An 18119-nucleotide genomic window follows, 5' to 3' on the forward strand; every position below is an offset into this window, starting at 1 on the left:
TCCTTAATGGTTATTTTGGCATTCTGTAGGTGACGCCATCACCCAAGCCAGTGTGTGAGTGAGTAGCTCTGCGCCTTGGGTTGTGAGGATTGATTCAGGGTGAAATTGAAAGCCACAGACTTTATCGTGTTCATTGATAACGGCCATCACCAGTCCATTTGCAGTAGCAATCGTTTTAAGTTCTGTTGGTACTTCAGTAGCAACTAATGAGTGATAACGGGCCACGGCTAATGGGCTTGCGAGCTGACCAAAAACAGGATGTTGATTATGGGTCATCATTGCAGCTTTACCATGAACAATATCGCCAGCGCCAGCGACTTGACCACCATAAGCTTCGACAATCGCTTGATGACCAAGACAAATCCCCAGTATCGGAATTTTACCCTTAACCGATTGAATAAGGGCTGGCATGCACCCAGCATCAGCCGGAGCACCGGGACCTGGTGATAACACTAACACTGGATTCTCATGTTCAAGTAATGCGTGTTCGATGTGCTGCGCTGATAGGTTATTACGATAAACGGTTACCGGGAAACCGAGGCTACGAAATTGATCAACAAGGTTATAGGTAAAAGAATCAAAGTTATCGAGTAGAACAATATGGGGATTATGGTGACTATTTTTAATGGTCATACTGTGCTCCTTAACCTTGATGGGTACTACGAATAGCATTGATAACGGCTTGTGCTTTGCTTCTGGTTTCGTCGGTCTCAGCTTGCGGTATTGAGTCGTAGACGACCCCCGCTCCAGCCTGCACACTGGCAATTCCGTTTTCAACATACGCTGAACGGATCACAATGCAGGTATCCATATCGCCATGACCAGTGATATAGCCAACTGCGCCGCCATAACTACCGCGTCGACGCTGTTCAACATCACGAATAAGCTGCATGGCTCTAATTTTAGGGGCGCCAGTTAAAGTGCCCATGTTCATACAGGCTTGGTAAGCATGAAGGGCATCTAGATCATGACGTAATTGACCAACCACTCGTGATACGAGGTGCATTACATGGCTATAGCGGTCAACATGTAATAGATCGGCAACGTGGCGACTACCTGCTTGGCAAATACGCGCGATATCATTACGAGCCAAATCAACGAGCATCATGTGTTCGGCGTTCTCTTTAGTATCACAACGCAGTTCTAATTCGATGCGAGTATCGAGATCTAAATTGATTGAGCCATCACTGTTTTTACCCCGTTGACGAGTACCTGCGATTGGGTAAATTTCAACTTGATTGGACTCAGAGCAATACTTTAAGGCACTTTCTGGTGATGCACCAAATAAGGTAAAATCAGTATCATGTAGATAAAACATGTATGGACTTGGATTACCTATTTTTAATGCCTTATAAGCGTTAAGCGGTGATGGGCATGGCAAAGTAAATTGACGCGAAGGAACTACTTGAAAAACATCACCACGAATAACAAAGTGTTTGAGATCTGCCACTGTTTGGCTAAAAGCGTCATCACTAATACTGGTGTGAGGTTCACATGCAGCAACAGGTTCTGGTGTTGGTAACGTTTGCGGATTTTGGCAACGGGTTTTTAGTGTCTCTAAACGTTGCTGAAGCTGGTCGTAAACCTGTGGTGTACTATTATCAAAAATGGTCGCTTGTAAGTGGGCTTGTTGACGTTGGTGATCGATGATCAATAACGTTTCGGCGATATAGAAAATGTAATCAGGGCAGTTATTATCGCTATCAACGGCTGCGAGAGGTTCAAAGTCAGCCACTAAATCATAGGCAAATAAACCACCAATAAATAACGCATCCCGAGGGTGGTTATCAGTATCAAAGGCTTGTTGAATCAGACGTAATGCATCAAAAGATGATGTTTGACGTAGGCGACTATCTTCATCTAAAAGTTGATCGTGATTTGGAAATTGTAACTGTAAGTTATCAGCACAATAAGTCGCTTCAATATCAGGCTTGAGATGTGTTTTTAGTGCGCGTAATAACTGGCGACCATTGTCTGACTGGGGTTCTAATACAACAGTTTTTCCACGACAGACAATGCGTATTGCTGCATCAATTAAGAGCAAGCTTTTCAGATCTTGCTTAGAATCGACCTCGGCCGATTCTAATAGTAGATGGCAAGGACTATCGCCACAAAGCGTATAATAAACGTCAGTTGGGTCAGCAATATATGCTACATCTAAATTTAGTAATTCAATCTGATGTTGGGCTAGTGCTGTCGCGTTATAAGGATGAGATCCAATCGAGTTAGTATTCACAGCGTTCTCCCTGCCGTTTGTACAAAATAGCAATCCTGCTTTCATTGTTCGATAGTGGCGTAAACTAAGCATTTGAGCAAGACTAGTTTTTTACTTTTACCTACAATTATTAACAATATGTTTTTTGCACATTGTTTTGGTCAAATTTATAATAATCAATATATTGGGATGTTGTTTTTAGCTGCGTTATAGCCCAAAAAAAGCCCGATATAATAACGGGCTAATGTGAAACTGCAGATTGTTACTGAATTTCACACTTCCCATACGTAACAATGCCACCAACAGGTCATGAATAAAGTCGATTGTTGTGTACTAATTTGCTGTAACATGACGTTATCCTATTTGTCTGCTGCTATATCCAAGGTTTATCGAGGTGTATAGCAGTGAATTGGTTTAAACTAGCTAAAGGTTAGGTTATTGCAACTGACCATCATTGCCTAGTAATTACGTACTAGTAAACTAGTTCATAAAAACAAAGTCAAGAAGTAAAGTTATGTTGTTTGATTTACATTGTCATACTACAGCGTCAGACGGCCGCTTATCGCCGCAAGATCTTGTTCGACGTGCCGTTGAAATGCGGGTTGATGTGTTGGCAATTACTGATCACGATACAATTGATGGGCTTGCACAAGCACATGCAGTTATCGAGCAAGAACAATTACCGATCACATTAATTAATGGTATTGAGATATCAACAGTGTGGCAAAACTTTGATATTCATATCGTTGGGCTTAATATAGATCCCAATCATCCTGAGTTAATTTCATTTATTAACGCTCAAGCTGCACATCGACTTGAACGTGCAAAAGAGATTGGCGCACGATTAGAGAAAAACAAAATGCCAGGTGCTTTTGAAGGCGCAATGGCATTGGCGGGTGACGCATCGATTACACGTGCGCATTTTGCTCGTTGGTTGGTTGAACAAGGTTATGCCAAAACTATGCAAGCGGTGTTTAAGAAATTCTTAACCCGTGGCAATCCCGGTTATGTACCACCTAGTTGGTGTTCCATTGCTGATGCCGTCACCGTGATTCATGCTGCTGGTGGTCAAGCAGTTATTGCACATCCCGGTCGTTATCAAATGACGGCAAAATGGATAAAGCGTTTAATTCAACACTTTATTGAAGCGGGAGGTGATGGTATTGAAGTTGCTCAACCTCAACAAGCACCGCAAGAACGACGTACCTTTGGGGATTACGCCATCCAATATAATTTACTCGCCTCACAAGGGTCTGATTTTCATTATCCATCACCGTGGACTGAATTAGGCCGTAACTTGTGGTTACCAAAAGATGTGTCACCGCTGTGGCAAGATTGGACGGTAGAGAAAAAGCGAGTAGAGGTAGAAATAACTGCTGAGTTATCTACCTCGAAGGAGGATAAATGAGTCAATTTTTTTATGTACACCCAGAAACACCTCAAGCACGCTTAATAAGTCAAGCTGTTGAGATTATTAAAAATGGTGGTGTTGTTGTTTATCCAACAGATTCAGGTTATGCCTTGGGTTGTCAAATGGAAAACAAACAGGCACTTGAGCGTATTTGCAAAATTCGACGTTTAAATGATAAGCATAACTTTACGCTGTTATGCCGTGATTTATCTGAGTTGTCGCTTTATACCCGTGTTGATAATATTGCCTTTCGTTTATTAAGAAATAATACCCCTGGCGCGTATACATTTATCTTTAAAGGTACTAAAGAAGTACCACGCCGATTGATGAATGCTAAGCGTAAAACGATCGGTATTCGTGTTCCTGATAACAATATCGCCTTGGCGTTGTTAGAAGCGTTAGGCGAGCCAATGATGTCGACCAGTTTAATTTTACCGGGTAAAGATACGACGGAAGCCGATCCGGATGAAATTCGTGATCAATTAGAGCACGCCGTCGATTTAATTATGCATGGTGGATATCTTGGTGAGCAACCAACCACTGTTATCGATTTTAGTGATGGTGATATCAATATTGTACGTGTCGGTGCTGGTGATATTACACCGTTTGAATAAAACAGTTTAATTTACCTGTAATTGTATTGCGATAATATGCATTTTTATAAACGTATCTCATTGTTTGTGATACGTTTTTTTTATCGCTATTTTTATGGTAAATAAGCTATATATTTGCGATAATAATCGGCTACATATCTAGCATGATAAATTGTTTATTATCAGGTTAGAGTCTAAATTATTGCTATTCGCATCAATCATCCATAATCACTTTCTTTGTCGTGCAATGTTTGCCGTAAGAAGCTATGAGTATATGGCAATTTTGATGAGAATTTCGACGCCTGTGAAGGCGACAAAGGTTTGTTTATAATGAGTGAAAAATTACAAAAAGTGTTAGCGCGTGCTGGCCAAGGTTCACGTCGTGAAATCGAATTAATGATCCAAAACGGCCGTGTGAGCGTTGATGGTGTTGTAGCTAAACTTGGTGATCGTCTTGAAGATCTAAGCGTGAGTGTGCGCATCGATGGTCACAATATTGCACTAATTTCGTCAGATGAAGAAATCTGCCGAATTTTGGCTTACAACAAGCCGGAAGGTGAGTTATGTACTCGCCACGATCCAGAAGGTCGTCGTACTGTTTTTGATCGTCTACCACGTTTAACAACAGGCCGTTGGGTTTCTGTTGGTCGACTAGATGCAAACACGTCAGGCTTATTACTGTTCACTACTGATGGTGAATTAGCTAACCGTTTAATGCACCCAAGCCGTACTGTTGAACGTGAGTACATGGTACGTGTATTCGGTGAAGTGAACGAGCAAATGGTAAAAAATGTCGTTAAAGGCGTAGAGCTAGAAGACGGCATCGCACGTTTTGAAGATGTTGTTTATTCTGGCGGTGAAGGTATGAATCATACTTTTTACGTCGTAATCACTGAAGGTCGTAACCGTGAAGTTCGTCGTCTATGGGATTCACAGGGTGTAACAGTTAGTCGTCTGAAACGTGTTCGTTACGGTGATGTTTACTTAACTAAAGATATGCCTCGTGGTGGTTGGAGCGAGCTTGAATTAAAAGAAGTGAACGAATTACGTGCAACGGTAGAATTGCCGCCTGAAACTGAAACTGTACTAACAGTTGAAGGACAGAAGCGTAAAAAAGGTATTCGTCAAATTCGTCGTGCTGTTCGTCGTCACGAAGAGCGTGTTGAAACAACGGGTCCTGCTGGTCGTCGTGGTCGTAACAATGATCGTCGTGCACCGTCAAGTTCAAGCCGTAATGCTGAAGTTGATTCTCAACAACAAGAGCAACGTGGTGGTCGCGGTCGTACAAAACCTGCACCAACAGGTCGTGATAACGCAAAGCCTCGTTCAGATCGCGCTCAAGGCAAACCTGTCCACATAGCGGGCAAGCCACGAGATGATGAGAAGAAGCCGTATAAAGCATCAGATAAGCCACAAAGTGCATCAGGTAAGCGTAAGCCTTCAGGTAATGCGGCAAATCGCCGTAACCCGTTAGCAAATAAGCCTGCTAAGCCACGTACACGTAAGTAATATTTAAATATTGCTAACGATATAAGCGCACTATGAATATTAAAAAGCCGACAGTGATGTCGGCTTTTTTTATCACTATCATTTGCAGATCATAGTATAAATTACTTATTCTTCTTCACAACTGATGCTCGGTTTACGTTGTGGTTGAGCGTCGATACATTGTCCTGAAACATGACGGCTTTCAGGCCCCATTAAATATAAATAAAGCGGCATAATATCTTGTGGTGTTTTGAGTAAACGCGCGTCTTCAGCAGGGAAAGCTTGTGCACGCATACCTGTGCGAGTACCGCCAGGGTTAATAGCATTCACATTAACAGTGGTATCACTAAGTTCATCAGCCAAAACTTGCATCATGCCTTCGGTGGCAAATTTAGAAATAGCATATGTGCCCCAAAAAGCACGACCGCTGTGACCAACTGTTGATGAGGTAAAGATAATACGGCCATCGGGAGATTGCTTGATCAAAGGTAAAATAGCTTGAGTCAATAACAGTTGCGCTTTAACGTTAACTTGCATTACATCATCAAAAATAGTTTCTTCGATATGTTCGATAGGGCTTAATACTCCTAATAGACCAGCGTTATGTAATACGCCATCTAAACGTCCAAATTGTTGCTCAATAGTATGTGCCATATCAAGATAATGTTGTTTGGTCGCACCCATTAAATCTAGAGGCACAATGGCAGCTTGCTTACCGCCATTTTTTTCTATTTGATCATAAACAGCTTCTAGCTTAGCAACTGTTCTACCTAGTAAAATAACAGTAGCACCATGAGCAGCATATTGGATTGCAGCTTCTCGACCGATACCATCACCAGCACCTGTAACTAAGATCACTCGATCTTTTAAATTGTCTGCAGCAATTAGATAATCCACGCTAGCTTCCTTTTAAATAATGTCTTTTTGTTGTTATTTGAGTGTTTTTTCGTCGAAGTACGCATCAAGTCTTGAGCTTAACTGTAATATCGATTACTACTAAAACATATCAGAATTTATACTCTGAGAGAACGTACATTTATTTGAAAATCGTGACGGTGAGCTTGATTTATTATAGTGATAAATTGAAGTGATAGCGGCGATAATGATTACACAGTTACAATAACTTATGGCGCTTTTTCTTGCCTAATAGAGGATTTAATATTGGAATTTTTGTTTGAATATGGTTTATTTTTCGCCAAAATAGCGACAGTTGTGATTGCGATTGTAGGTGTGTTGGTGTTAGCAAAAGCCTTAAATGGTCGTCATGGTTCGCAAAAAGGTGAACTAGAAGTGATCGATTTAACTGAACAATATAAAGACACCGTTGAGCAGTTGGAATCACATTTATTTGATAAAGCCTTATTAAAAGCACGTGATAAAGCGGAGAAAAAATCAGATAAAGAGCACGATAAAGCACGTCAAAATGAAATCAAGCAAGCGGTAAAAAATGGCAATTTAACTACAACTCGTGAACCGCGTTTATTCGTAATTGATTTCCATGGCAGTATTGATGCGCGTGAAGTTTCATCATTACGCCAAGAAATTAGTGCAATTTTAGCGATTGCGATTGAAGGTGATGAAGTGCTGCTACGCTTAGAAACTGGCGGCGGTATGGTGCATGCTTATGGCTTAGCGTCATCACAGCTTGATCGTTTAAAAGCTGCCGGTATTACACTAACAATTGCTGTTGATAAAGTTGCAGCAAGTGGCGGTTATATGATGGCATGTGTGGCTGATAAAATAGTATCAGCCCCATTTGCTATTGTGGGCTCAATAGGCGTTATCGCACAACTACCAAACTTTAGTAAGGTATTGAAGAAAAACGATATTGAGTTTGAACAAATCACTGCTGGTGAGTTTAAACGTACCTTAACAATGTTTGGTGAAAACTCCGATAAAGCGCGTGAGAAATTCAAGGAAGAAATTGAAGAGACTCATGGTTTATTTAAGCGATTTATTGCCGTTCACCGTCCAGAGCTTGATCTTAATAAAGTCGCAACGGGTGAGCATTGGTTTGGTCAACAAGCACTTGAATTAGGTTTAGTGGATCAGATTAGTACCAGTGATGACTTGATCACTGAAGCCTGTAAAGCACGTGAGGTGCTACAAGTTAAATATGTGCGTCGTAAGAAGTTGATTGAGAAACTATCTGGTGCATCAAGTGAGGCTGCTGATAGCTTATTAATGAAGTGGGTTGCTCGTGGTCAGCGTCCCTTCATGTAAGATTGTAAGTTGATTGAGAATCAAGAAAACCCGCAGTAATTGCGGGTTTTTTTTGATTTAAACAAGTAGGGTGTTTAAGGTAAATTCTGGTGATAATTTATGAGCGAGAAACTTAAACATATTAAATACAGCAGTAGTTTTAGCGGTTGGTAGGCCTTCATCATCGAGGAAGTATTCGCCTTTGAAGATCAGTACACCGTCTTTTTCTGTTACAGATGTTGCGCGCATACCTTCAACATAATCTTTATGATCTTGAATGATTTGGTTAGCGATCATTAATAGCTCATTGATTGAAATTTCAGCTTTATTAGCCATGATTGATCCTCATCGATAGTGAAATAGCAACAGTCTAAGTAACTTGGTGTCAGAAAACAAATAACAGCTTTGTTAATTGGTTAATATCTATTCAGGTATGGCCATTAACCATATCAAAAAAAGCGGATATTGTGATTAAATGCAAAAAAATTTACTAAGGCTGATCAAATTATTCTATACAGATGATAATGGTAACGCGGTTTTATGTTATTACAGTGGCCATTGATCATCAAAGTGATTGTCCTATAAGGTAAATTATGATTTTATCACCTTGATAATCAGTACGTTGTAAATGGATTAAACTAAGCTAGAAACAGATTTACAAATTAATAACAATTGCAGAAGGTACAACCAAATAGACGAAATAAATTAAAAACCAGTTGACCTTCTTGTTTTCTAGCCCAATATGTAAAGAGTATTTTACGTAAATGAAGTGCAATAATTAATTGCAAATATGTATCATTATCAAATTGGAACTCATCATATTAATTCACTGCTCTTAGATTTTTCGATTAGTGACTTAATGAGATTGGTCGAATGTTGTGGCGCTAATGATTAGCTAAGCAGTTATTTATATTTTTAGTATTTAGCGAGCACGAGGACGTAATAGGGTCATTATGGGTAAATCTCTCGTTATCGTGGAGTCCCCAGCCAAGGCGAAAACAATTAATAAGTACTTGGGTAAGGATTTCATTGTAAAATCAAGCGTTGGTCACGTACGTGATTTACCAACGGGCGCACGCAGTGGCGGCAAAAAAGCGGCAGCAACATCGACCAAAGGGTTGAGTGTTGAAGAAAAAGCAGCGATTAAGCAGAAGAAAGATCGTAAAGCGTTAATCAGCAAGATGGGTGTTGATCCCTATGATGATTGGAATGCGCACTATGAAATACTTCCAGGTAAAGAAAAAGTCGTTAGTGAACTTCAAAAATTAGCAGAAGATGCTGATTTTGTTTATCTCGCAACGGATTTGGACCGCGAAGGAGAAGCCATTGCGTGGCACCTTCGTGAGATCATCGGCGGCGATGAGTCACGCTACAAGCGAGTTGTATTTAACGAAATTACCAAAAATGCTATTCAACAAGCGTTTGAGCAGCCTGGTGAATTAAATATTGATGGTGTGAATGCGCAACAAGCACGTCGATTCCTCGATCGTGTTGTTGGTTTCATGGTATCACCACTATTGTGGAAAAAAGTTGCACGTGGTCTATCAGCAGGTCGTGTACAGTCGGTGGCAGTTAAACTGATTGTTGAGCGAGAGCATGAAATTAACGCGTTTGATCCTGAAGAGTTCTGGGATATTCATGCTGATACTTTAACGGTAGGCAAAGATGCCTTACGGTTAATGGTCGCGCAACAGGCGGGTAAATCATTCCGCCCAGAGAATAAAGTCGATACGATGGCAGCTCATGCGCTACTTGAAAAAGCAGCCTATGAAGTGATTGAGCGTGAAGATCGCCCAACCAGTAGTAAGCCGTCTGCGCCTTATATCACCTCGACATTACAGCAAGCGGCAAGTACACGTCTAGGTTATGGTGTTAAACGTACCATGGGCCTTGCGCAGCGTTTGTATGAAGCTGGTTATATTACTTACATGCGTACCGACTCAACTAACCTTTCAAAAGAAGCGGTTGAAGCAGCTCGCGAGTTTATTGGTAATGAGTACGGTAATGAATATTTACCTGAAAATGCCAATATTTATGGTAGTAAGAAAAACGCTCAAGAAGCGCACGAAGCTATTCGTCCTTCAAGTGTTGATGTAAAAGCTGAAAATTTAGAAGGCATGGATCAAGATGCAATTAAGTTATATGACTTAATTTGGCGTCAATTTGTGTCTTGTCAGATGATGCCTGCAAAATATGACTCAAGTACGATTAACGTTAAAGCAGGTGATTTCTTGCTAAAAGCGAAAGGCCGTACATTGCGTTTTGCTGGTTGGACATTAGTACAGCGCCCATCAGGCAAAAATGAAGATACGACACTGCCTGAAGTGAACGTTGGTGATGTACTAAAGTTAGAGCAACTTGAGCCTAAGCAACACTTTACTAAGCCACCAGCTCGCTTTACAGAAGCAGCATTGGTTAAAGAACTTGAAAAACGTGGTATCGGTCGTCCATCAACGTATGCGTCGATTATTTCAACTATTCAAGATCGTGGTTATGTACGTGTTGATCAGCGTCGTTTCTACGCTGAAAAGATGGGTGAGATTGTTTCTGACCGTCTTGATAACAGTTTCCCTGATTTGATGGATTTTGACTTTACCGCCCGCATGGAAGGTAATCTTGATAAAATCGCTGAAGGTGAGAAAAACTGGAAAAAAGTACTTGATGAATTCTTCTCTGATTTTACAGCTGAGCTTCAAAAAGCTGAGTTAGATGAATCAGAAGGCGGTATGCAACCTAACAATATCGTTCTGACAGACATTCAATGTCCAACCTGTTCTCGTCCGATGGGTATTCGTACTGCATCAACAGGGGTATTCCTTGGTTGTTCTGGTTATGCACTGCCACCTAAAGAGCGTTGTAAAACAACCATCAATTTAGGCAGTGAAGATGGCATTGTTAATGTACTTGAGGAAGACGTTGAAACAGCAGCATTACGTGCTAAGAAACGTTGTCCTATTTGTAGTACAGCAATGGATGCTTACCTGATTGATCAAGATCGTAAACTACACGTTTGTGGTAATAATCCAAGTTGTGATGGTTACATCGTTGAAAAAGGTGAGTTCAAGCTTAAAGGCTATGAAGGCCCGCTGATTGAATGCGACAAGTGTGGTTCTGATATGGAACTAAAGAACGGTCGTTTTGGTAAGTATATGGGGTGTACCAATGAAGCTTGTAAGAACACCCGCAAGATCCTAAAGAATGGCGAAGTTGCGCCACCAAAAGAAGATCCTGTACATTTACCTGAGATTCCATGTACCCAAGATACTAGTGCGTATTTTGTTTTACGTGATGGTGCTTCTGGTTTGTTCATGGCAGCAAGCACATTCCCTAAATCGCGTGAGACTCGCGCACCTTTAGTGGAAGAGCTAGTACGCTTTAAAGAACGTTTATCGCCTAAGTTCTTATACTTAACTGATGCGCCTGTTGCTGACCCTGATGGTCTACCAACTGTCGTTCGTTTCTCCCGTAAAACTAAAGAGAATTACGTGCGTTCAGAAGTCGACGGTAAACCAACCGGTTGGACGGGTTTATTTGTAGATGGTAAATGGGAAATTACCGATAAGCGTAAGAAACCTAAAAAAGCGAAATCAGCAGAAGAAGAGTAATTAATTATTCATCTGTATTAAAAAAACCGCCAAATTTGGCGGTTTTTTTATTGGTTATGATAGTAATATATTAGCGGCTCGGCTTAAGCAGAACAAACAGCCATCACTGGAATACCACTGTGAAAACGGAAAGTATCATCTGGCGTGTTAATTAATTCCGCTTCTTTGATGCCAATAGCCCTGATACGATCGGCTATATTCTTACCGGCTATTTTTTCTGCAAGGGTAAGGTAATCCTGATAATGGCGTGCTTCTGAACGTAATAATGAAATATAGAATTTCTTAAGCTCTGGATCTAAATAAGGTGCCAGTTTGGCAAAACGTTCACAGGAACGTGCCTCAATGTATGCGCCAACAATTAATTTATCAATTAAGGTTGCTGGTTCATGAGTGCGTACGGCTTTCATTAATCCTTTAGCATAGCGCCCAGCATGAAGATTACTATAAGGGATCTCACGCTTATCCATAATCTCTAATACTTGCTCAAAGTGATGAAATTCTTCTTTGATTAAACGTACCATTTTATCGATTAATTCTTGCCCATGAGCAAAATCATTGCGTGGTATTAAAGGTGCGAGTAAGCCATTTTTTTTATCATGAAAGTCAGTCGTTGAACGGTTCTTCCCGCCATAAACAAAATCTTCGTACGGTTTTGCCCATGCCATTAATATTGCACCACTTGGTTTATCAACGGCGTATTTACGCACCATAAACATCGCAGTCTGACTTGCCTTTAATTCACAATTACAGTGATCGACTAATAAAGCTGTTAGATTTTCTGGTTTACGAGCTTCTTCAATCCAACTATCAGGGGTTTCACATTGAAGAAATTGATTAATAGGTTGGAGTAACATATTAATCATTTGTTGAGTGTTATCCATAAGGCATGTCTTTTTATTGTTATTGAAGGCGTAAAAAAGGCCGCAATTGCGACCTTTGTCGTTGTACCATTTTAAGCCAAAGTGAATCAGATCACCATTTCCGCTTCGGTTGAAATAATACATCTAACTCATCGTTATCTTTATCAAGTAGTTGTTGGCGCTCTTGTTCACTACTTACGCTCATGTTGTTGTCGATTTCGTTGAGCATATATTGTAGTTTTTGTTGCGCTTTGGTGGCGTAGCTATCATTACGTGATGATAGAACATCAATGCCTTTTTTAAGTAATTGTTTAGCGGTGCCAAATTGGCGTTTTAAACGTGCGTCGTTAGCTCTTTTAACGACATTTTCAATATTAATTCTTAATTGCATGTTATCTAGACGCGTATTTTCAAGTACATAGATTTGGGTCGCGATACGACCTTTACTATGTTCTCCTTTAAGGACATTTTTTAAACGCTTTACTAATTGCAACATGCCAATTGCCTGACGATCAGAGTTAGGAACTTGAAAAGGAACAACATTGGTTTGGTCAAAATGGGTTTCTAAGTGTGCTAATTGTTCGCTAACATGATGAATTCTTTGTTTTAATGATCTATCTTTAGTATCGATTTCGGCAGTACTTTCAAGCGCATAAAGAATGCGTTTATTAAGACAGATTAATAATTCTTTACTATAGGGTAAGTGATTAGCGTTACTGATGAGTTCTTCTGTCGCATCAATGATCGCAACTTGTTTTGCTAATTCTTGCTGTTTAGCACTTTCTAGTCGTTGGCGATATTGAATGATTATGTTGTAACCAATAATTAAAATTAGTAGAAGACTGATTAAGCCAATAACAAGAGGGATACTCATAAAGTGTGTCTATCTTCCATAGTTGATATATAACTAAGGAAGATACACTATCTCATTGTTTAGTGGTAGTTTATTAGTAAAAAATGCTAACCAAATAACGCTATAGAGAAAGATATAGCTTTTTAATTAAATACTTTGTTTTTATTCTGACTTTACTTCAATATGCAGAATTAGAGTGTAGATATAGTGTTATTTATAGGGGATAAAAAAGTCTTTAACGGGCAATGTTAAGATCAATACATTATTATTTATTCCCTTTCTAACACCTTATTTAATATAACTAAGCGCTTATATTCTAGCGAGTGTTTGTACATTGACTTATGCCTATTCGATAGTGAAACTGTATTTTTATGGTTAAAAGTAAATAAATACTATGAAATAGGGTTAATTCAATATATAAAATATTTATTACATGGTTGCACGATCATGCTTTGAAATAAAAATCAGTGGCTGAGTTTATGGATAAGTGTGAAAGGTAACGGATTATTGACTGGGCGAGACCATGAAATTACAACAATTACGTTATATCGTTGAGGTCGTAAATCATAACCTTAACGTATCATCGACGGCTGAGAGTTTATATACCTCTCAACCGGGTATTAGTAAACAAGTACGTTTATTGGAAGATGAATTAGGTATTCAGATTTTTGAGCGTAGCGGTAAACATTTAACTAAAGTTACCTCTGCTGGTGAAGATATAGTACGGATTTCGCGTGATATTTTATCACGTGTTGAGAGCATTAAAGCTGTTGCTGGCGAGCACACCCATCCAGAAATGGGGACGCTGAATATTGCGACCACTCATACGCAAGCACGTTATGCGCTACCACATGTCATTCAAGGTTTTACACACCGATTCCCTAAAGTGTCGTTACATATGCATCAAGGTACACCAGCGCAAATTGCAGATGCTGTTGGTAAAGGGAACTCTGACTTTGCAATAGCAACCGAAGCGCTGCATTTATATCAAGATATGATTATGTTGCCTTGTTACTATTGGAATCGTTCAATTGTGGTGCGTAAAGATCATCCTCTTGCGACTAAACAAACTATCACCATTCATGATTTAGCAGCATATTCATTAGTAACCTATGTGTTTGGATTTACTGGGCGTTCTGAACTAGATAGTGCCTTTAATCGTTCAGGCTTAACGCCAAGAATTGTTTTTACTGCTACAGATGCTGATGTTATTAAAACATATGTGCGCTTAGGTATTGGTGTCGGTGTGATTGCCAGTATGGCAATGGATCCCGATGCCGATCATGATTTGGTTGCTATTGATGCGAGTCATATCTTTGCTTCTAGTACGACCATGATAGGTTTTAAAAAGGGCACTTTCTTACGTACTTATATGTATGACTTTATGGAACGATTTGCGCCTCATCTTACCCGTAATGTGGTGGATCAAGCGATTGGGTTAAAAAATGCGGCAGAAATAAATGAGATGTTTGCATCAATGGATTTACCTGTTAGATAACGTGAAAGATTGTGGTTGGAATTAAATAGACCGCTAGTGATAGCGGTTTTTTTATTTGGTTAATGTGTCAGGCGTAAGCTTGGTATACACTAGCCTCAATTTTTGGTGGGTAAATGGTTGTTTATGTCTAACTACGTTGAGCTTTTTCATCGTCTTGATGCATTATTGGTAAAAAATCGTCAATTTTGGCAGTTTATGCCTTTTGCTGAACGTGGCTTCGTTTGGCCCCAACATGCGCAATTTTGCCAATGGTTAATGACTATAGATGACAGCCAATTACAATTATTAACTCATGATATCAATGCATTAACAGCAGCATTGATGCCATGGATTGAAGATGCCGAATTATTAACTCGCCTTACAACTGAAATTCAGCCTTTAAATCGCACCGCAAGATCAGTACCACAGGGGTTTGATAGCGGTATTCCTGGTCGAAAGTGGCAACAAATTATCGCTTTTAATGAAGTGTTACCACCATTAGGCTTGCCATGGTTAGAGTGGTGCGCAGGTAAAGGGTATCTTGGACGTGTACTTGCCGTATCACATCAACAATCAGTAACTAGCCTAGAGTGGCAACAGCAATTATGTATTGATGGTGAGCAAGCAGCTAAGCAATTAGAATTGAATATTAATTTTGTTCATGCTGATGCGTTTAGTGCGGATAGTGACGATGCTATTGCTACTGAGCAACATGCCGTTGCGTTACATGCTTGTGGTGATTTGCATGTCTCATTATTGCAGCGAGTTGCCGCTAAAAAAGGTGCCGCCGTAAGTATTTCACCTTGTTGTTATCATTTAATCCGTCAATCGCATTATCAGCCGATGTCAGCTACTGCTATGACAAGTACATTGGTTTTATCTAAACATGATTTACGGTTGCCATTGCAAGAAACTGTTACCGCTGGTAATCGAGTGAGACAGTTACGCTTTGTAGAAGTTAGCTTTCGTTTAGGGTTTGATTTATTACAGCGCGAGTTAAATAACACTGATACTTATCTTGCTATTCCTAATGTACAAAAAGCATTACTAACACAAGGTTTTGAAGCTTTTTGTCAGTGGGCAGCATTAAAAAAGGGGATTGAGTTACCAGCCAATATTGATTTTAATATGTGGCAACGCCAAGGTGAAAAGCGATTTGCAATTACTGAAAGAATGGAGCTTGTTCGGCAATTATTTCGACGACCACTTGAAATTTGGCTTGCGCTTGATCGGGCTTGTTTTCTTGAAGAACAAGGATATAAAGTCGTGCTCGGATCTTTTTGTGATAAGCCAATAACACCTCGTAATTTATTGATCCATGCTGAGCGTGGTGATATCGCAAAATAAGGGTGAGATATTCCCTATCAAATTAATGATAGGGAAATAGTTAAGCTGATAATTTTATTGGCATATCCGCTAATTGGATATGAAAATATTTCTGTTCGATCTCATGAACAGGCATGGGTTTACTAAAGAAATATCCCTGACAATAATCAAAACCGCATTGATTGATATAATCAAGTTGAGCTTGTGTCTCAACTCCTTCTGCGACAATCTTTAGATTTAACTTCTCACAGATAGCTTTGGTTGCTTCAATGATGACTTTGCTACTTGTGTGTTCACCTTGTACAAAACTTTGATCAAGTTTAACAGTACTAATTGGTAAATCATGTAACTGTGATAATGAGGAATATCCAGTACCAAAATCATCTAAATAGAGCTCAATACCCATCGCAGCTAATGCATCCAAGCAAGGCTTAGTTTCGCAGTAATCCTGCAGCATTGCTGATTCAGTGATTTCTAATGCAAGTTGTGATGGATTAACATTATATTGATTAATAATTTGCTCAATAGTTTGGGCTAAATTCGGTTGTAATTGTGCTCGTGATAAATTAATACTAATGATAAACGTTTGTTTATAAAGATGTGTCCAATATGCGAGCTGTTGGCAAGCACTGTGTAAAATCCATAATCCCAGCGGTACAATTTGGCCTGTTTCTTCTGCTAGCGGAATAAATTCAGCCGGTGAAACTTGGCCTAAAGATTCATCATACCAGCGGATTAAGGCTTCAAAGCCTTTTAATTGTTGAGTGCTTAAGTCAATAATTGGCTGATAATATAACTCGAAATCTTGATTTTCGAGTGCTTGGGATAAGTGGTGACGCAAGGTCATTTTACGGTATAACGCATCGGCCATTTCTTGTAAAAAAGGATAAGAACAATTGCGTCCTCGCTGTTTAGCACGGTGCATTGCCATATCCGCTTGTGTTACCAGCGTATCAAAATTATTGGCATCGTCAGGGTAGTTTGATGTACCTATACTGCAACTAATTGAGAGCTCACCAATATCTTTAATGTGGAACGGTCGATTTAACGTTTCTATTATTTGATTTGAAAAATTGCCAATAGTTGTGTAATTACGTCTCTCTATTTGAATAATAAACTCATCACCACCAAAACGTGCCACCAAGCCTTTATCTTTAACAACATTTAATAACCGTATCGCCACTGCACGTAGTAATTTATCGCCAGCAGCATGGCCATAAGTATCATTAACAAGCTTAAAACCATCAAGATCAAGAAATAGTAAACTATATTGTGACAATCGATGATGACTGGCTTTTAATGCCGCAGATACCCCTCGACGATTCATTAGCCCAGTAAGGAAATCATGTTCAGCATTGTATTTTTCTTTATTTAGTTTTTCTTTATCTTTAGTGACATTAACCAGTTGTAATAATAATTGTGAATTATCGCAAAGCCATTTAGCTTCAATATCAAACCAATGATGACGTTGGCCTGTCCAACATAAACTGTTGCACTTGAAGTGATTATTTTTTTTTGCGTTATCGAGCCATTGCTGTGCAATATTAATATCACCAATGAACTCTGAAAGATCGACTAAATGATTACCGTAACTACTTGAAAAGGCATCATTAGCGCTAATGAATTTGCCATCACTAGAGAAAAGAAGTGCTAAATTTGAACAATCTGAAAAAGCGAGATCGCGGCGTAGAGATGATTCATCAGCAATCACTTCAACCAGCATTGCAGTGCGGCCATCATCGAGTGGAATACCCGAAAATAAGCACAGCATATTTTTAGTGATTTTTTTTGGATTAAAACGCCACCAAGTTTTAATTACTTTGTTTAATTTAAAAGCTTGTTGGTATTCTACTAATGTTGCCCCCGCTGCCGCGGACATATCTTGACCTAAATCACGATTTAAGAGCTCTTCAATAGATGTAGCTTCCCATAAACGTAGCGATTTATCATTTGCCCATAGGATTTTTTTATTATCAACATCAAATACCCAGATTGGATTTTGGAGATAATGTAAAGGCGAGAATGGATCCATCTCCAACTTCTTTCTTTTTATTGAGGTGTTAATTCCTGAGAGAATAACCGAAATAAT

The 18119-nt window shown here is 39.5% G+C and carries 14 protein-coding genes; 7 read left to right on the forward strand and 7 right to left on the reverse strand.

The window, feature by feature from the left end; all coding sequences use genetic code 11:
- Positions 1–3 precede the first annotated feature (3 nt).
- Positions 4–633: an aminodeoxychorismate/anthranilate synthase component II gene (locus C0W29_RS09740; RefSeq protein WP_045041615.1), complete on the reverse strand. Its 630-nt coding sequence runs from the start codon at positions 631–633 to the stop codon at positions 4–6.
- A 10-nt stretch (positions 634–643) separates the two neighbouring features.
- Complete coding sequence (locus C0W29_RS09745; RefSeq protein WP_045044350.1) at positions 644–2236, reverse strand: anthranilate synthase component 1; 1593 nt, start codon at positions 2234–2236, stop codon at positions 644–646.
- 493 nt (positions 2237–2729) lie between these two features.
- On the opposite strand from C0W29_RS09745, the gene rnm reads away from it, so the two are divergent.
- The 3 genes from rnm to rluB all read left to right on the forward strand — a co-directional run bounded on the left by rnm (position 2730) and on the right by rluB (position 5728).
- Positions 2730–3623, forward strand: a complete 894-nt coding sequence (gene rnm / locus C0W29_RS09750; protein WP_036795351.1) for an RNase RNM — start codon at positions 2730–2732, stop codon at positions 3621–3623.
- Positions 3620–4240 (forward strand): L-threonylcarbamoyladenylate synthase, encoded by a 621-nt coding sequence (locus C0W29_RS09755; protein WP_045041614.1) that lies wholly within the window; start codon positions 3620–3622, stop codon positions 4238–4240. Before rnm ends, C0W29_RS09755 begins: the two co-directional genes overlap by 4 nt.
- 309 nt (positions 4241–4549) lie before the next feature.
- Positions 4550–5728, forward strand: a complete 1179-nt coding sequence (rluB, locus tag C0W29_RS09760; protein WP_045041613.1) for a 23S rRNA pseudouridine(2605) synthase RluB — start codon at positions 4550–4552, stop codon at positions 5726–5728.
- Positions 5729–5833: 105 nt separating this feature from the next.
- On the opposite strand, the gene C0W29_RS09765 is transcribed toward rluB, so the two are convergent.
- Positions 5834–6604, reverse strand: coding sequence for a YciK family oxidoreductase (locus C0W29_RS09765; RefSeq protein ID WP_045044351.1), 771 nt, complete (start codon positions 6602–6604; stop codon positions 5834–5836).
- 264 nt (positions 6605–6868) lie between these two features.
- On the opposite strand from C0W29_RS09765, the gene sohB reads away from it, so the two are divergent.
- Positions 6869–7930 carry a protease SohB gene (sohB, locus tag C0W29_RS09770; RefSeq protein ID WP_036795345.1) on the forward strand — a complete coding sequence of 354 codons (1062 nt, stop codon included), beginning with the start codon at positions 6869–6871 and terminating at the stop codon, positions 7928–7930.
- Positions 7931–7987: 57 nt separating this feature from the next.
- On the opposite strand, the gene C0W29_RS09775 is transcribed toward sohB, so the two are convergent.
- Positions 7988–8245: a YciN family protein gene (locus C0W29_RS09775; RefSeq protein WP_036795344.1), complete on the reverse strand. Its 258-nt coding sequence runs from the start codon at positions 8243–8245 to the stop codon at positions 7988–7990.
- A 617-nt stretch (positions 8246–8862) separates the two neighbouring features.
- Between C0W29_RS09775 and topA the strand changes: the two genes are divergently transcribed.
- Positions 8863–11514 carry a type I DNA topoisomerase gene (gene topA / locus C0W29_RS09780; RefSeq protein WP_045041611.1) on the forward strand — a complete coding sequence of 884 codons (2652 nt, stop codon included), beginning with the start codon at positions 8863–8865 and terminating at the stop codon, positions 11512–11514.
- A gap of 83 nt (positions 11515–11597) precedes the next feature.
- Here the strand turns inward: topA and miaE are convergent, their stop codons facing one another.
- A complete protein-coding gene (gene miaE, locus C0W29_RS09785; RefSeq protein WP_045041610.1) occupies positions 11598–12395 on the reverse strand; it encodes a tRNA isopentenyl-2-thiomethyl-A-37 hydroxylase MiaE in 798 nt (265 codons plus the stop codon).
- Positions 12396–12486: 91 nt separating this feature from the next.
- Complete coding sequence (locus C0W29_RS09790; RefSeq protein WP_045041609.1) at positions 12487–13248, reverse strand: hypothetical protein; 762 nt, start codon at positions 13246–13248, stop codon at positions 12487–12489.
- 502 nt (positions 13249–13750) lie between these two features.
- Here C0W29_RS09790 and cysB point away from each other — a divergent pair.
- Both cysB and C0W29_RS09800 read left to right on the forward strand, forming a co-directional pair.
- Entirely contained in the window at positions 13751–14725 is a 975-nt protein-coding gene (gene cysB, locus C0W29_RS09795; protein ID WP_036795338.1) for an HTH-type transcriptional regulator CysB, read from the forward strand.
- Positions 14726–14848: 123 nt separating this feature from the next.
- Complete coding sequence (locus tag C0W29_RS09800; RefSeq protein ID WP_107174237.1) at positions 14849–16051, forward strand: methyltransferase; 1203 nt, start codon at positions 14849–14851, stop codon at positions 16049–16051.
- Between the two features lie 40 nt (positions 16052–16091).
- On the opposite strand, the gene C0W29_RS09805 is transcribed toward C0W29_RS09800, so the two are convergent.
- The gene (locus C0W29_RS09805) at positions 16092–18062 is read right to left on the reverse strand and encodes a putative bifunctional diguanylate cyclase/phosphodiesterase (protein ID WP_045044352.1); all 1971 of its coding nucleotides are present in this window, start codon (positions 18060–18062) and stop codon (positions 16092–16094) included.
- Positions 18063–18119 lie beyond the last annotated feature (57 nt).

Source organism: Photobacterium kishitanii, assembly GCF_003026355.1.
In the GTDB taxonomy this organism is placed as follows: domain Bacteria; phylum Pseudomonadota; class Gammaproteobacteria; order Enterobacterales; family Vibrionaceae; genus Photobacterium; species Photobacterium kishitanii.

Excerpts from the sequence above, each read along its gene's own strand:
- miaE (WP_045041610.1), bottom strand. The coding sequence starts at position 12,395 with ATGGATAACACTCAACAAATGATTAATATGTTACTCCAACCTATTAAT.
- rnm (WP_036795351.1), top strand. The coding sequence starts at position 2,730 with ATGTTGTTTGATTTACATTGTCATACTACAGCGTCAGACGGCCGCTTA.
- cysB (WP_036795338.1), top strand. The coding sequence starts at position 13,751 with ATGAAATTACAACAATTACGTTATATCGTTGAGGTCGTAAATCATAAC.
- C0W29_RS09800 (WP_107174237.1), top strand. The coding sequence starts at position 14,849 with ATGTCTAACTACGTTGAGCTTTTTCATCGTCTTGATGCATTATTGGTA.
- rluB (WP_045041613.1), top strand. The coding sequence starts at position 4,550 with ATGAGTGAAAAATTACAAAAAGTGTTAGCGCGTGCTGGCCAAGGTTCA.
- C0W29_RS09775 (WP_036795344.1), bottom strand. The coding sequence starts at position 8,245 with ATGGCTAATAAAGCTGAAATTTCAATCAATGAGCTATTAATGATCGCT.
- C0W29_RS09755 (WP_045041614.1), top strand. The coding sequence starts at position 3,620 with ATGAGTCAATTTTTTTATGTACACCCAGAAACACCTCAAGCACGCTTA.
- C0W29_RS09805 (WP_045044352.1), bottom strand. The coding sequence starts at position 18,062 with ATGGATCCATTCTCGCCTTTACATTATCTCCAAAATCCAATCTGGGTA.
- C0W29_RS09740 (WP_045041615.1), bottom strand. The coding sequence starts at position 633 with ATGACCATTAAAAATAGTCACCATAATCCCCATATTGTTCTACTCGAT.
- C0W29_RS09790 (WP_045041609.1), bottom strand. The coding sequence starts at position 13,248 with ATGAGTATCCCTCTTGTTATTGGCTTAATCAGTCTTCTACTAATTTTA.
- topA (WP_045041611.1), top strand. The coding sequence starts at position 8,863 with ATGGGTAAATCTCTCGTTATCGTGGAGTCCCCAGCCAAGGCGAAAACA.